This is a genomic window from Luteococcus sp. H101 (assembly GCF_038433155.1).
In the GTDB taxonomy this organism is placed as follows: Bacteria; Actinomycetota; Actinomycetes; order Propionibacteriales; family Propionibacteriaceae; genus Luteococcus.
In genome coordinates, this window is sequence record NZ_JBCDMW010000021.1 from 89,784 (window position 1) to 105,034 (window position 15,251).

General features: G+C 68.7%; 13 protein-coding genes. 9 read left to right on the plus strand and 4 right to left on the minus strand.

Annotation, left to right across the window (positions count from 1 at the left end; genetic code table 11):
• Positions 1-70 precede the first annotated feature (70 nt).
• Complete coding sequence (locus AAEX60_RS08615) at positions 71-1,354, minus strand: DUF349 domain-containing protein (protein ID WP_342102688.1); 1,284 nt, start codon at positions 1,352-1,354, stop codon at positions 71-73.
• Here AAEX60_RS08615 and AAEX60_RS08620 point away from each other — a divergent pair.
• The 3 genes from AAEX60_RS08620 to AAEX60_RS08630 are packed head-to-tail and all read left to right on the plus strand — an operon-like array spanning position 1,347 to position 3,916.
• Entirely contained in the window at positions 1,347-2,054 is a 708-nt protein-coding gene (locus AAEX60_RS08620) for an MBL fold metallo-hydrolase (RefSeq protein ID WP_342102689.1), read from the plus strand. The two genes, AAEX60_RS08615 and AAEX60_RS08620, sit on opposite strands and share 8 nt — an antisense overlap.
• On the plus strand, positions 2,054-3,397 hold the full coding sequence (gene hisS, locus AAEX60_RS08625; RefSeq protein ID WP_342102690.1) for a histidine--tRNA ligase: 1,344 nt from the start codon (positions 2,054-2,056) through the stop codon (positions 3,395-3,397). Before AAEX60_RS08620 ends, hisS begins: the two co-directional genes overlap by 1 nt.
• A 6-nt stretch (positions 3,398-3,403) precedes the next feature.
• Complete coding sequence (locus AAEX60_RS08630; protein WP_342102692.1) at positions 3,404-3,916, plus strand: hypothetical protein; 513 nt, start codon at positions 3,404-3,406, stop codon at positions 3,914-3,916.
• A gap of 81 nt (positions 3,917-3,997) precedes the next feature.
• Here AAEX60_RS08630 and AAEX60_RS08635 read toward each other — a convergent pair whose 3' ends face one another.
• Complete coding sequence (locus AAEX60_RS08635; protein ID WP_342102694.1) at positions 3,998-6,064, minus strand: glycoside-pentoside-hexuronide (GPH):cation symporter; 2,067 nt, start codon at positions 6,062-6,064, stop codon at positions 3,998-4,000.
• Between the two features lie 243 nt (positions 6,065-6,307).
• Between AAEX60_RS08635 and aspS the strand changes: the two genes are divergently transcribed.
• The 6 genes from aspS to AAEX60_RS08665 all read left to right on the plus strand — a co-directional run bounded on the left by aspS (position 6,308) and on the right by AAEX60_RS08665 (position 13,933).
• Positions 6,308-8,149, plus strand: coding sequence for an aspartate--tRNA ligase (aspS, locus tag AAEX60_RS08640; protein WP_342102697.1), 1,842 nt, complete (start codon positions 6,308-6,310; stop codon positions 8,147-8,149).
• Between the two features lie 70 nt (positions 8,150-8,219).
• The gene (locus tag AAEX60_RS08645; protein ID WP_342102699.1) at positions 8,220-9,269 is read left to right on the plus strand and encodes a lipoate--protein ligase family protein; all 1,050 of its coding nucleotides are present in this window, start codon (positions 8,220-8,222) and stop codon (positions 9,267-9,269) included.
• Between the two features lie 115 nt (positions 9,270-9,384).
• Positions 9,385-10,902, plus strand: a complete 1,518-nt coding sequence (locus tag AAEX60_RS08650) for a sodium:solute symporter family protein (protein WP_342102700.1) — start codon at positions 9,385-9,387, stop codon at positions 10,900-10,902.
• 52 nt (positions 10,903-10,954) lie between these two features.
• On the plus strand, positions 10,955-11,806 hold the full coding sequence (locus tag AAEX60_RS08655) for a tyrosine-protein phosphatase (protein ID WP_342102701.1): 852 nt from the start codon (positions 10,955-10,957) through the stop codon (positions 11,804-11,806).
• Positions 11,803-12,561 (plus strand): dienelactone hydrolase family protein, encoded by a 759-nt coding sequence (locus AAEX60_RS08660; RefSeq protein WP_342102702.1) that lies wholly within the window; start codon positions 11,803-11,805, stop codon positions 12,559-12,561. The genes AAEX60_RS08655 and AAEX60_RS08660 overlap by 4 nt, the downstream gene beginning before the upstream one ends.
• Positions 12,562-12,568: 7 nt before the next feature.
• On the plus strand, positions 12,569-13,933 hold the full coding sequence (locus tag AAEX60_RS08665; RefSeq protein ID WP_342102703.1) for a replication-associated recombination protein A: 1,365 nt from the start codon (positions 12,569-12,571) through the stop codon (positions 13,931-13,933).
• 18 nt (positions 13,934-13,951) lie between these two features.
• Here AAEX60_RS08665 and glsA read toward each other — a convergent pair whose 3' ends face one another.
• On the minus strand, positions 13,952-14,869 hold the full coding sequence (gene glsA / locus AAEX60_RS08670; RefSeq protein WP_342102705.1) for a glutaminase A: 918 nt from the start codon (positions 14,867-14,869) through the stop codon (positions 13,952-13,954).
• Between the two features lie 34 nt (positions 14,870-14,903).
• Entirely contained in the window at positions 14,904-15,227 is a 324-nt protein-coding gene (locus AAEX60_RS08675) for a hypothetical protein (protein ID WP_342102706.1), read from the minus strand.
• Positions 15,228-15,251: the final 24 nt, after the last annotated feature.

A 15,251-nucleotide genomic window follows, 5' to 3' on the forward strand; every position in this document is an offset into this window, starting at 1 on the left:
GCCGCCGTCAACGCAACAGCCCCCGCGGCCAGCACGGTCGCGGGGGCTGTGTCGTCGGATCGGTGGCGGCTCAGGCCTTGAACTCGTCCAGCGCCTTCTGGGCCTGGTCCAGCAGGGACTGGTTGAAGGCGATCGACTCGCGGGCCTCCTTGGCCTTCTTCTCCTTGCCGTCAGCCTCCAGCTTCTCGGCCTGCTTGGTCAGCTTCTCGATCTGGGAGGTGAACATCGCGACGGTGTCGGCGGCGCGCTGACGGGCTTCCGGATCGGTCCGGCGCCATTCCTCGGCCTCGGCATCCTTCACGGCATTCTCCAGCTTGCGCACCCGGGCATCCAGCGGCCGGATCGCGTCGCGCGGCACCTTGCCGTACTCGTTGAACTTGGCCAGGAAGTCCCGGAACTGGGTCCGGGCGGTGGCCAGGTCACTGACCGGCAGGATGGTCTTCTCGGCCTCGTCGAGCAGGGCCTCCTTGGCCTGTTGGTTGCCGATGAACTCCTGGTCCTGCTCCGCCATGGCGGCGTCGCGGGCGGCGAAGAACTCGTCCTGGATGCCGCGGAAGGTGGCCCACAGCTTGTCATCCTCGGCGCGGGGGGCCGAACCGGCGGCCTTCCAGCGCGCCATCAGGTCCCGGAAGGCGCCCGCGGTGGGGCCCCAGTCGGTGGAGGTGGCCAGCGGACGGGCCTCCTCGATGATCTGTTCCTTGAGCTGCTTGGCACCCTCTCGCTTGGCATTCTGCTCCGCGAACTGGGCCTTGCGGCGACGGGTGTAGGTGGTCCGGGCGCTGGAGAACCGGTGCCACAGGGCATCGTCGGTGGCGCGGTCGATCCGGGGGAGTGCCTTCCACTCCTCCAACAGGGCGCGGAAGCGGTTCACCCCGCCCCGCCAGTCATTGCCCTGGGCCAGCTTCTCGGCCTCGCCGACCATCCGCTCCTTCTCGGCCCGGGCGGCCTCGGCGGCCTTCGCCTTCTCCGCCTTGCGCGCCTCCGCGGCCGCATCCAGGGTGGGTGCCAGCGCCTCCAGCCGGGCCAGCAGCCCGGCCAGGTCGCCGACGGCATTGGCCTCGGCGATGGAGTTGCGGTGCGAGTTGATCGACTTGCGGGCCTCCTCCACACCCACGGTGCCCGACTTCACCCGGGATTCCAGCAGACCGACCTCGGTCTCCAGTGCCTGGAATCGGCGGACGTAGAAGGCAAGTGCTTCGGAGGGATCGACATCGGGGACCTGGCCAACCCGTCGTTCACCATCGGCGGTGACCACATAGACGGTGCCATCGTCTTCAACGCGACCGAACGGGTTCGGACCTGCAGTTTCGCTCATGGGCTCCATCTTGCCCGATATGGTGCCAGTTGTGCTCATTGCCTCATTTCCGGCCGGCCCCTGGCAGGCCAACTGTTATCTGCTCGCAACCGAACAGGGCGGCCGGTGCGTCGTCGTCGACCCGGGCGTGGACGCGGCCGACGGGGTCCGGCAGGGCCTCAAGCAGTACGGCCTGAGCCTGGACGGGGTGCTGCTGACGCACGGTCACGTGGACCATGTGGCGGCCGCGGCCACCATCGCCGACGAGGCGGGCGTGCCGGTCTGGGTGCACGAGGCCGACGTCGACCTCCTGCAGTACCCGCTGCGCGCCCTGGGGGATGACGCGAAGCCGATCCTGGAGGCGCTGTGCGGCGGCACCGAGTTCACTCCGCCCTCCGACGTGCGGCACTATGAGGGCGACGTGATGGTGGCCGGGATCCGGTTCGGCACCCGGCACGCGCCGGGGCACACCCCCGGCTGCACCCTGCTGCTGCCCGAGCTGGGTGAGCAGCAGCTGGTCTTCACCGGCGACGTGGTCTTCGCCGGCTCGATCGGCCGCACCGACCTGCCCCGTGGCGACGGCCACGTGATGGCCAGTAGCCTTGTCACCGAGGTGTTGCCCCTGCCCGACGAGGCGCACCTGCTGCCCGGCCACGGCCCGACCACCACGATGGCCGCCGAGCGGATGACCAATCCCTGGCTGCAGCCCGACCGCCTGGTGGCGCTGCAGAACCCCGATGTCGATGGAAGTGATCTGTGATGGCCCGTCCCAAGCCGCTCTCCGGTTTCCCCGAATTCCTGCCCGCCGGACGGATGGTGGAGCAGGCGGTGCTCGACATCCTGCGCGAGACCTTCGAGCTGCACGGCTATGCCAACATCGAGACCCGCGCCGTCGAGACCATGGAGACCCTCACCCGCAAGGGCGAGATCACCAAGGAGGTCTACGTGGTGCGTCGGCTGCACGCCGACCCCGAGGAGAAGGCCGGTGCCCACGATGACCTGGGCCTGCACTTCGACCTGACCGTGCCCTTCGCCCGCTATGTGCTGGAGAATGCCGGCCACCTGGCCTTCCCCTTCCGTCGCTACCAGATCCAGAAGGTGTGGCGCGGCGAGCGACCCCAGGAGGGGCGCTACCGGGAATTCCTGCAGGCCGACATCGACGTCGTCGCGCAGGACAGCCTGCCGCAGCACTTCGACGTCGAGGCGCCGATCGTGATGCTGGCGGCGCTGGAGCGGATGCACGTCGAGCTGGGGCTGCCGCAGGCCCGGATGCACGTCAACAACCGCAAGCTGGCCGAGGGCTTCTACCGCGGGCTGGGCATCACCGAGACCCTGGACGTGCTGCAGCGGGTGGACAAGTTCGACAAGATCGGCGGCGACGCCGTGGCGGAACTGCTCGTCGACGAGCTGGGCCTGAGCCCCGAGGTGGCTGGCAAGTGCGTCGCCCTGGCCGGGATCTGCACCCCCGACGACTCCTTCGTCGAGCAGGTGCGGGCGCTGGGAGTGGAGCACGAGATGCTGGACGAGGGGCTGGAGGCGCTGCGCGCCGTGGTCAATGCGGCCAACCAGCGGGTGCCCGGCCGGATCGTCGCGGACCTCAAGATCGCCCGCGGTCTGGACTACTACACCGGGACCGTCTACGAGACGGAGCTGGTGGGCCACGAGAAGCTGGGCTCGATCAGCTCCGGCGGGCGCTACGACTCCCTGGCCAGCGACGGCAAGGTCACCTTCCCCGGCGTCGGGATCAGCCTGGGCGTGACCCGGCTGCTCGGGCCGCTGATCACCAAGGGCCAGATCACCGCATCGCGCAGCGTGCCCAGCGCCGTGCTGGTGGCGGTGGACCAGGAGGAGACCCGCGGCACTGCCGAGGAGGTGGCCGCCGCGCTGCGCGCCCGGCGGATCCCGTGCGAGGTGGCGCCTCGGGCGGACAAGTTCGGCAAGCAGATCAAGCATGCCGACCGGCGCGGCATCCCCTATGTCTGGTTCGGCGGCCAACACGGCCAGGTCAAGGACATCCGAACCGGTGAGCAGACCGACGCCGATGCGGAGTTCTGGGCGCCGGCCGAACAGGACCTGCGCCCCCGGATCACGATGGGGGACTGACCCGCCATGAAGGCCGTCGCGGTGGGGGTGGTCGGGATCGCGGTGATGACCGTGGTGCTGGTCAGCTTCTTCTGGTGGCTGCGTCGGCGTGACCTGGTGCACCACTTCATCGCCGACCACGACTTCGTCGGCTGGGTGGACGTCTTCCGGCTGGAGGGCCGGGTCTTCGGGCCCGAACTGATTGGCCGTGCCCGTCGCTGCTACCGTGCGTTGGCCGGGGGAGTCCCGGTGGAGCTCGTGGTGGAGGAGGTGCCGGTGGGGCAGCGGCACCGACACCGTTGGCTGCTGGCGGCCCGGGCGCCCCGCGGCACGGAATTCGCCGTCACCGCTCAAGGCGTCGACGGCACGGTCCCGGCCAGCCTGGCCGAGATGATGGCCGCGGTCCGGCAGGACAAGCGGATCGACGCCGTCCTGGCGGGCCACGGCCTGTTCGTGGTCCGGCTGGTCACCGCCCGCGGGCTGGAGCCCGGTCTGGCGCTGCTGCGCCAGTGCCTGCAGGCCCCCGGGGGCGGGCGCTGACCCCTTGCCCGGGGCCAGCGGCACCGATCGGTTCGGCGCACCGGGGGCAGGGCAGGGCGGTCAGGGCCTGGCCGGTGGGGTTCAGGCCTTCGGGGGTGTCGCGTCGGTGCGCGGGTACTTGGCCAGGTAGGCCCCGACGATCATCTCCACCGCCTGGTCATAGGTCATCGAACCCGTGTTGATCACCAGGTCGTAGTAGTCGTCGCTGTACGGATCCCAATGGAAGAGCCGTTCGGACAGCTGTGCGCGCAGCGCCTCCTCGGTGCTGATCAGGGCCTCGGCCTTGGTCACCGGGACCTCCAGGCGGTCGGCGACCCGGGCGGCCCGGGTGGCCAGCGGGGCGGTGAGCCGGACGTGGAAGGCACCGAGTGCGCTGTGCAGGATGTAGGCGGAGTTTCGGCCCATCACCACCCCGCCGTCGCTGACCGCCTCCAGCACCTCGCGGGTGGCCTGGTCGGCCAGCCGGTTGTCCACCGACTCCTCCAGGGCCTGCGCCAGCGCGGACTCGGAGGTGGCGGACCAGGACAGCGAGCGCACGAAGCGGTCGAAGCCGCTGGGGGTGACGACGTCGTCGTCCATCTGGGCGATCTGTCGGGAACTGAAACGCTGGGCGGTGAAGGAGACCCCCAGCGCCTCGGCCACCTTGGGGCCGATCTCGGTCCCGCCGGAGCCTTCTCGCTCGAACAGGGTGATCACCGGCGCGTCGCTGCGCGTCAGCCGGGTGCTGCGGCCGTCGCCCAGCTGCACCACCGTCAGCTCCTGGGCGTCCAGGCCCAGAGTCTGCCCGGCGGCCCGCCGGGTGCGACGGTCGTTCAGCTCGCCGACCAGGCTGCGGTGCTGACTGGCCGTCAGCGGGTAGAGGAACATCACCGCGACGGCGGCCACGGCCAGTACCGCGGGGACCGCGCCGGTGGCCAGCCGGATGCCGTGCAGGGCCCCCGGCGACTGGGCCGGGGCCTTGGCGACATAACCAAAGGCGCCGATGATGGCCGCCCCCAGTGCCCCGCCGATGCCCTGGCCACACTTGCGGATGAAGGACAGGATGGAGTAGCTGCCGCCCTCGGAGCGGATGTCGGTCTTCCACTCGCCGTAGTCGACGGTGTCGGCCTGCATGGAGAACATCATCGCGTTGGTGCCGCCGGTGCCGGCGCCGAACAGGAACCAGGCCAGGACGGCGACCGGCAGGCTGCCGCTGGGAACCAGGTAGATCACCAGGTAACCCAGCACGGCCACCACGCCCAGGGCCAGGTAGGCCTTGCGCTTGCCGAAGGCCACGGTGAGCTTGGGCAGGATCGAGGCCACCAGGATGGTGCCCACCGCCTGGGCCAGGGCCAGGAAGGTGTACCAGGAGGCGTGCCCCAGCACGTAGCGCGTGTAGTACATGGCGACAGCGCTCATGGTGTACATCGAGCCGAGCATGAACAGGGCACCGGAGCACAGCACCACCAGCGGCCGGTTCTGCTTGACCATCGTCAGCGTGCGGGCCAGGTTGATCTTGCCCGGGCTGCGGGGGACCACCTCCCGGGTGTTCTTGAAGCAGATGGCGTACAGCACCAGGGCCAGCAGGGCCAGCGCCAGGGTGGTGTAGGTGAACTTCTGGCGCACGCCCTCCGCCGCGGTGTTCTGGAACTGCGGGGAGACGACGGCGGACAGGGCCACGCCGGTCACCGAGGCGGCGATCGACCGGGCCCCGGACAGCCGGGAGCGGTCCGTCGAGTCCTGCGTCATGGCCGCGGACAGCGATCCGTAGGGGATGTTCACGAAGGAGTAGCACAGCTGGAAGGCGGCGTCGAAGAGCAGGATCCAGGCGATGGCGGTGCGCTCACTGATCCCCGCCGGGGTGCTGAAGAGCAGGACGAAGCAGATGGCCAGGGGAACCCCGCCCATCAACAGCCAGGGTCGCAGGTGCCCCCAGCGAGAGTTGAATCTGTCGACGGTGTTGCCCGCGAACAGGTCGCAGAAGCCGGCCCAGATCTTGGTGACGCCGTAGATGGTGCCACCCACCGCGGCCGGAACCCCGGCGATGTCGGTCATGTACACCATCAGGAACATCGACGTGAGTCCGAAGGAGATGTTGTTCGCCACATCTCCCATCGCGTAGGAGACCACGCGACCCGTGGAGAGCTCCCCACCATTGCGTCTTGCCACAGCAATCCTCCGAACCTCGTTGTTGGGATCCACGGAAGTGGCCAGCGGTCGCTTCCATTGGTCCCACGCTACGGCGGCTGAAACTCTTGCCCGCAGTACTTGCAGCCAGTTGCCGCACGCTGCGGTGGCCGCATGCTGCGGCAGAGGGGAATTGGGGAGGAAGTGGCGGCGTCGAGCCGCTAGGGTGGTGGGCGCAACCACGGCGCCGCACCGTCTATGTGAGCGCCCCAGAAAGGAATACGCATGCTGCGCACCCATGAGGCCGGGACCCTGTCCAGGGCCGACGTCGGAACCACTGTCACGCTCGCCGGATGGGTCGCCAAGCGGCGTGACCACGGCGGCGTCGCCTTCATCGACCTGCGCGACGCGTCGGGCATCTGCCAGGTCGTCGTGCGCGACGAGTACCTGGCCAAGGCCGGCATCCACGACCTGCGCAATGAGTTCTGCATCCAGGTTACCGGCGTGGTCGACGCCCGGACCGAGGAGAACATCAACCCGAACATCGCCACCGGTGAGATCGAGGTGGCCATCCGGGAGCTGGAGGTGCTCAGCGCCGCCGCGCCGCTGCCCTTCCAGATCGACGAGCGCACCGGGGTCGGTGAGGACGCACGCCTGAAGTACCGCTACCTGGACCTGCGCCGGCCCCGGATGCACGACGCGATGGTGCTGCGCTCCCAGGTCACCCACACCATCCGTCGGGTGCTGGACGAGGAGAAGTTCTACGACGTCGAGACCCCGACGCTGACCCGCTCCACCCCCGAGGGTGCCCGCGACTTCCTGGTGCCGGCCCGCCTGCACCCGGGCAGCTGGTACGCCCTGCCGCAGAGCCCCCAGCTGTTCAAGCAGCTGCTCATGGTGGCCGGAATGGAGCGCTACTACCAGATTGCCCGCTGCTACCGCGACGAGGACTTCCGCGCCGACCGGCAGCCCGAGTTCACCCAGCTGGACATCGAGATGAGCTTCGTGGACCAGGACGACGTGATCGCCCTGGCCGAGAAGGTGATGGCCGAGTGCTGGAAGCTGATCGGCGTCGAGATGCCCACCCCGCTGCCGCGGATGACCTGGCACGACGCGATGGACAACTACGGCTCCGACAAGCCGGACCTGCGCTTCGACAACCCGATCCGCGAGGTCACCGAGTTCTTCTCCGAGACGCCCTTCCGGGTCTTCCAGAACCCCTACGTCGGCTGCGTCGTCATGCCCGGCGGTGCGTCCCAGCCCCGTCGCCAGTTCGACGCCTGGCAGGAGTGGGCCAAGCAGCGAGGTGCCAAGGGCCTGGCCTACATCACGGTGGCGGAGGACGGCGAGTTGGGCGGCCCCGTCGCCAAGAACATCTCCGAGACGGAGAAGGCCGGTATCGCCGAGGCCGCCGGTGCCAAGCCCGGCGACTGCATCTTCTTCGCCGCCGGTGAGCGTGAGAGCTCGCAGGAGTTGCTGGGTGCCGCGCGCCTGGAGATCGGCAAGCGCTGTGGCCTGATCGATGAGGACGCCTGGAGCTTCCTGTGGGTGGTCGACGCCCCGATGTTCAAGTCCACTGCCGCCGCGACGGCCTCGGGCGACGTGGCGCTGGGCAACTCCAAGTGGACGGCCGTGCACCACGCCTTCACCTCGCCCAAGCCGGAACACCTGGACAGCTTCGACACCGATCCCGGCTCGGCCCTGTCCTACGGCTATGACTTCGTCTGCAATGGCAATGAGGTGGGTGGCGGTTCCATCCGTATCCACCGTCCCGACGTCCAGCAGCGGGTCTTCACCGTGATGGGCATCAATGAGGAGGAGGCCAAGGAGAAGTTCGGCTTCCTGCTGGACGCCTTCGCCTTCGGCGCCCCGCCGCACGGTGGCATCGCCTTCGGTCTGGACCGCCTGGTGATGCTGCTGGGCAAGTTCGAGACCATCCGCGACGTCATCGCCTTCCCGAAGTCGGGTGGCGGCTTCGACCCGCTGACCTCGGCTCCGGCGCCGATCACGCCGCAGCAGCGCAAGGAGGCCGGCGTGGACGCCAAGCCGAAGAAGGACGAGGAGAAGGACAACGCCGACAAGGCGGAGTCCGCCGAGAAGAAGGCGGCTCCCGCCGACAAGAACTGATCGCTGCACGTGGAGGCCCGCTGCCCATTTGGGTGGCGGGCCTCCTTGCGTGTGTCCATAGGCTGGCGTCATGCGCGGTGAGTACAAGGTTCCAGGCGGCAAACTGGTCGTCGTCGACGTCGAGGTGGAAGACGGACGGCTGGTGCGGCCGTCAGTCCATGGAGACTTCTTCCTGGAACCCGACGAGGCGCTGGACGACATCACGGCCGCGCTGGCCGGACTGCCCCAGGAGTCCGGGGTCGCGGACATCCGGCAGGCCATCAACCAGCGCCTGCGTCCCGAGGCACGGCTGATCGGCTTCGACGCCGAGGCCGTCGGCGTGGCTGTGCGTCGGGCCCTGGGCAATGCCACCCGGTGGGAGGACCTCACCTTCGACGTGATCCGCCCGGTCAAGCTGGACCCCAAGATGCACGTTGCGCTGGACGAGGTGATTGCCAACCGGGTCTCCCGGGGCGAGGCCAACCCGAACTTCCGACTGTGGGACTGGGACCGGCCGCTGGTGGTGATCGGCTCCTTCCAGAGCTACCGCAACGAGATTGACGACGAGGGCCGCGCGAAGCATGGCATCGAGGTGGTGCGGCGCATCACTGGGGGCGGCGCGATGTTCATGGAGGAGGGCAACTGCATCACCTACTCACTGGTGGTGCCGGGCTCGCTCGTGGAGGGGCTGAGTTACGAGCAGTCCTACAAGTACCTGGACACCTGGGTGATCGGCGCCCTGGCCGAACTGGGGGTCAACGCCCGCTACGTGCCGCTCAACGACATCGCCTCCGACCAGGGCAAGATCGGCGGCGCGGCACAGCGCCGGCTGGTGGACGGCACCGTGCTGCACCACGTCACCACCTCCTACGACATCGACGCGGACAAGATGCTCGAGGTGTTGCGCATCGGCCGCGAAAAGCTGTCCGACAAGGGCGTCAAGTCCGCCAACAAACGCGTCGACCCAATGCGCTCCCAGACCGGCATGGCCCGGGACGCGATCATCGACAGCTTCCTCGAGTACTTCAAGAGGCAGTACCGCTGCGTCGAGCGGGACTACACCGACGACGAGCTGGCCCAGGCGGCCGACCTGGTGCGCACCAAGTTCGCCACCGAGCAGTGGGTGAAGCGCGTGCCGTGACCCGACGGCAACTGATGGCAACTGCAGGCAATGTCGTCGGTGAGAGGCAAGGATCATGCCGTTGCGGGGCCGTTGACAAGGTGCGACCCCGGTCGGACGGACAAGGTGGTCTGCTGTGTCGCTTCTCGACTGGATTGTTGTCGGGTTCTTCTTCGCGTTGATGATCGGGATCGGTTTCTGGTCCAGGCGCAAGAGCTCCAACTCGGGTGACTTCTTCGTGGGTGGCGGCAATGTGCCGTGGTGGCTCTCCGGGGTCTCCCACCACGTCTCCGGGCACAGCGGCGTCGTCTTCGTCGCCTACGCAGCCATCGCCTACAACCTTGGCTTCACCATGTACGTGTGGTGGGCACTCGTGATCGCGATGGCGACGCTCATCGGTGCCAAGGTCTTCGCGCCGCGCTGGCCGCGCCTGCGCCAGAACCTCGGAATCCAGTCCCCAACGGAATACCTCAAGATGCGCTACGGCCTGCCCGCGCAGCAGGTGATCGCATGGCTGGGCGTCCTGATGAAGCTGGTGGACATCGGCGCGAAGTGGGCCTCCATCGGTGTACTGATGAATGGCTTCACCGGCCTGCCCATCTGGCAGGGAATCATCCTGTCGGGTGCCGTCAGCCTCGTCTACATCACGATCGGTGGTCTGTGGGCGGACCTGCTGACCGACTTCGTGCAGTTCGGGGTGCAACTCATTGCCGGCATCGTCATCCTGATCGGCGTTGGTCAGGCCCTGGGCAACCGCGGGCTGAACTACTTCACCATGTGGGGGGAGCTGGACAAGGTCCAGCCGAACTTCTCCAGCCCCTTCAACGGCAGTTACACGATGCTGTGGTGTGCGCTCTACCTGTTCGCCAAGACCTTCGAGTACAACGGCGGCAACTGGAACCTCGCCGCTCGCTTCATCTCCACCTCGTCGGGCAAGGAGGCCCGCAAGGCCGAGCTGCTGAGCTCCCTGCTGTACTTCGTCTGGCCGCTGCTGATCTTCGCGCCGATGTGGGCTGGCCGCCTGCTGCACCCCGGGCTGGACAAGCCCGCGGCTCAGCTCTACCCACTGCTGACCAACACCTACCTGCCGCACGGCCTGATCGGGCTGGTGCTGGCCAGCATGTTCGCCTCCACCATGGGCATGACCGTCTCGGACATCAACACCCTCTCGGCCGTCACCCAACGCGACATCCTGCCGGTGCTCAGCCGCCGCTTCGACGAGGCCCGGATGAGCGGTGCCGGATCGCTGCGGCTGGCCCGGATCATCACGGTGGCCTTCACCATCGTGACCGTGGTGGTGGGCCTCAACAAGGACGCCTTCGGCGACATCATCGGCATGATCATCACCTGGTTCGGCGCCTTGGTGGGCGTGACCGGCATGCCGCTGCTGCTGGGCCTGTTCAAGCGATTCCGGCACACCGACGGCCGGGCCACGATCATCGCGATCATCGGCGGAATGCTCACCTTCGGCGCCAGCCAGGTCTGGAAGGACGGCTTCCCGTCCGACTGGGTGACCGTGGGGCCGATGCTGGTCACCGCGGTGATCTACCTGGCCGGTGGTCTGGCCAACCGCGCCGCCGGCCGGCCGGTCCCGGCCGCAGTGGACGCGATGCTGGACTATGTCGGCCGCAAGGAGACCTCGGCTCGCCACTGAGTCACTCGTCCAGCTTTTCGGTGCCTCGGTGCCGCGCGATAGCGTGGGCGGCATGGAACTTCCCGAGATCGGCTGGATCGACCTGCCCGGCGTGGTGAACATGCGTGACATCGGCGGTAAGCCCACTCCCGACGGGGCGAGGACCCGGCGCGGCGTCGTGATCCGCACCGACAACCTGCAGGACCTGCCGCCGGCGTCGGTGCGTCGGCTGGTGGACGAGTTCGGCGTGACCGACGTGGTGGACCTGCGGACCAACCTGGAACGGGCCAGCACCGGCGACGGGCCGCTGAAGGCCGAGCCGCTCACCTTCCACGAGCTGACCCTCTACCCGGAGGACTCCGCCGAGACCGGCATCCCCGATGACGAGGAGGAAGAACAGGCACAGCTGCCGTGGAAGGACGAGCAGGTGCTGCTGGACCGGCAGAACTCCAGCCATGAGGAGCACCTGGCCAACCACTACTTCGGCTACCTGAACGGCCGGCCGGAACACGTGGTGGCGGCCATCCGGGCCATCGCCCAGGCGCCCGGGGCGGTGCTGGTGCACTGCGCCGCCGGCAAGGACCGCACCGGCACCATCATCGCGATGTCCCTGACTGAGGTGGGGGTGCAGCGGGAGGCGGTCGTCGCGGACTACGACGCCACCAACCAGCGGGTGGAGCTGATCTTCAACCGGCTGGCCAACACCGAGACCTACCGGGAGGACCTCGCCGGTCAGCAGGTGGCCGACCAGAGCACCCCCGCCGCCACCATGCAGATGCTGCTGACCGCCCTGGACGAGGAGTACGGCACCGAGCAGTTCTCTGGCGTCCACGGCTGGCTGGTGGCCCATGGCTGGACGGACGAGGACCATGCCGCCCTGCGGGCCAAGCTGCTCCAGGACACCCCCGAGGAGGAGACGAAGTGAACATCCTGCCCCGTACCTGGGAATCAAGGTCCAAGGTCACCATGCGCAAGGTCAAGGTGGAGGTGGCCGACGGCAGGATCCCCGGCAAGCTCTTCCTCCCCGAGTCCGGCACCGGCGCCGGGATGGTGCTGGTGCAGGAGATCTTCGGCGTCAGTGACTACCTCCTGCAGCGGGCCGCTGACCTGGCCGACGAGGGCTGGACCGTGCTGGTGCCCAACCTCTACTGGCGGATCGGTGGCGACGTGCTGCAGGGCGACGAGCCCGACGCCATGCCCCGAGCCATGGACCTCCTGGGCAGAAACCCCTGGGACGAGACGGTGGCCGACATCCGGGACTGCGTGGCGTGGCTGCGCCTGCGCCCGGAGACCGGCGGCCGGGTGGGGCTGATCGGCTTCTGCTACGGCGGCGGCCTGGCCTACGCCGCCTGCTCAGGCGCGACCGGTGCGGGCTGCGCCGACGCCCTGGTCAGCTACTACGGCTCCGCGCTGCCGGACCTGGTGGACCAGATCCCCGTCGTCCAGGTGCCCAGCCTGCACCACTTCGGCGAGGCCGACGAGTACGTGCCCTTCGCCACCGTGCAGCACATCCACCAGGTGGTGACCCAGGGCGCCGACGTGGAGTTCTGCAGCTGGCCCGGCGCCGGGCACGCCTTCGACAACCCGCTGCCGATCTTCCACCACCAGATGAGCTCCGAGGACGCCTGGCGCACCACCCTGGTCTGGCTGTACGAGCACTTCCCGGCCGAGCCCCGGTGATGCTCGGGTGACGGACCTGTTCGGAAACCCGGACCCCGCCGAGGACCAGGCCGAGGCCACCACGGGGGGCACCCTGGGCGGGGCGACGCACGGCCAGCTGCCGCTGGCGGTGCGGCTGCGGCCGCGCACCATCGATGAGATCGTCGGCCAGCAACACCTGCTGGGGCCGGGCTCGCCGCTTCGTCGGCTGGCGGAGGGCAACACCGCCATGAGCGTCTTCCTCTGGGGCCCGCCCGGGGTGGGCAAGACCACCATCGCCTCGGTGGTCTCGCACGCCACCAACCGTCGGTTCGTGGAGATCTCCGCGGTCACCGCCGGGGTGAAGGAGGTCCGGGCCCAGCTGGACGTCGCCCGACGGGAGCTGGCCCACGGCCGGGCCACCGTGCTGTTCGTGGACGAGGTGCACCGGTTCAGCAAGGCGCAGCAGGACGTGCTGCTGCCCGCGGTGGAGAACCGGCTGGTCACCCTGATTGCCGCCACCACGGAGAACCCGTCGTTCTCGGTGATCTCGCCGCTGCTCTCGCGCTCCCTGCTGCTCACCCTCAAACCGCTGACCGACGCCGACATCGGTGCCCTGGTGGACCGGGGCCTGTCCGACGAGCGCGGCCTGGGCGGACGCTACCAATTGGATCCGGAGGCCCGCCAGACCATCATCCGGTTGGCCGGGGGAGATGCCCGTCGCAGCCTCACCTACCTGGAGGAGTCGGCCGCCGGCGCCGACGCGATGGGGCAGAGCGAGATCACCCCCGAGATAGTGGAGAAGTCCGTCGACCGGGCCGCCCTGCGCTATGACAAGGACGGGGACCAGCACTACGACGTGATCAGCGCCTTCATCAAGAGCGTGCGCGGCTCGGACGTGGATGCCTCGCTGCACTACCTGGCGCGGATGCTGGAGGCGGGGGAGGATCCGCGCTTCATCGCCCGGCGGCTGATCATCAGCGCCAGCGAGGACATCGGGATGGCGGCACCCTCGGTGCTGCAGACCTGCGTCGCCGCGGCCCAGGCCGTGCAGCTGATCGGCATGCCGGAGGCGCAACTCACCCTGGCCCACGCCACCATCGCGGCAGCCACGGCACCCAAGTCCAATGCGGTCACCACCGCCATCGGCGCGGCCCGGGCCGACGTCTCGGCGGGCCGGATCGGCCTGGTGCCACCGCACCTGCGCGACGCGCACTATTCCGGCGCCCAGGATCTGGGGCACGGCAAGGGCTACCTCTACGCCCACGACGCGCCTCATGCCGTCGCGAAGCAGCAGTACCTGCCCGACGAGCTCGTGGACGCGGAGTACTACCGGCCGACCGAGCACGGCAATGAGGCCCAGATCAAGGACCGGCTGGCCACCATCAAGCGGCTGCTGGGGCGAAAGGCCTGAGACCGACTGGTGGAGATGTCAGCGGCGCGAGCCCATGATGTGCAGGTCCAGTTCCCGGCTGACGATCTCGCAGGTGCGCACGCCGCGGACACTGGAGCCGTGTTCGTTGAGCCGCGGGGAGAAGGTTGCCAGCCCCAACTGTCCGGGGGCGACGGCGATCAGTCCACCGCCGACACCCGACTTTCCCGGCAGCCCGACGCGGACCATCCACCAGCCGGCCTCGTCGTACATGCCGGACATGGTCATCACTGACAGGACGCGCTGCACCACCAGCGGGTCGACGAGTTGCTCGCCGGTGGTGGGCTGGCGGCCCGAATTGGCCAGGGTGGCCGCCATCCAAGCGAGGTCGGCGGTGGTGACCATGGTGGCGCAGGCGGCGCAGTAGTCACGGGTTGCCTCCACCGGGTCGTCGCCGAGGACGTCGAAGGAGCGCATCAGGTGCGCCATGGCCAGGTTGCGGTGTCCGTTCTCCACCTCCTCCATGGCGATCGACGCGTCGGCGTGCAGGAGGCGTCCCGCCAACGAGGAGTAGAAGCGCAACAGACGTGACATGCGGCCCTTGTGGGGCAGCAGGCTCGTCGCCGCGATCGCTCCGGCATTGATCAGGGCGTTGTCGGGGCGCCCGGTCTCGTCCTGGAGGGAGATCATGTTGTAGGCCTCGCCGGAGGGTTCCACGTCGATGGCCGCGTCGACGGCTTCGAAACCGGCCTCCTGCAGGGCAAGGGCATAGGTGAACGGCTTGGAGACCGACTGCAGCGAGAACTCGGTGCGCGAGTCGCCCGCCTCGTGCAGCTGCCCGTCCACCGTGGCGATGGCGATGCCGAAGGGATCTGGGTCCGCCTCCGCGAGGGCTGGAATGTAGGAGGCCACCTCACCCTCGGTGAACGGCAGCACCCGGCGGTGCACGTCGGCCAGGTAGCCCGTCAGGTCGTCCATGATCCAGATCCTGTCATGCTCGGTGCCTGAAGGGTCAGCGGAGCTGTTCCAGGAGCACGAGGACGACCTGCACCAGTGCAGGCAGGATGAACAGGGCCAGCGCAATCCGCGCCACGATCCGGTGCCGGCGCCGGTCAGGGTTCAGGGAAGTGGCCATCGCCAGACCGGGGGCGGTCAGGTCGGTGAGTCCGAGGTTCTGCGCGTCGACGGGGATGCGTTCCACCGCCGCCGCCTCGTGGGTCACCTGCTCGGTGCGTGGGGTATGCCCGTGGACGTCCGGCCGCGGGGCAACCTGACGTGGGTCGTCGAGCTGCCACAGGCCACCCGTGGCCGCCGCATGATGCTGGTCGCTGGACATGACTCCATGGTGCCACCCATGGAT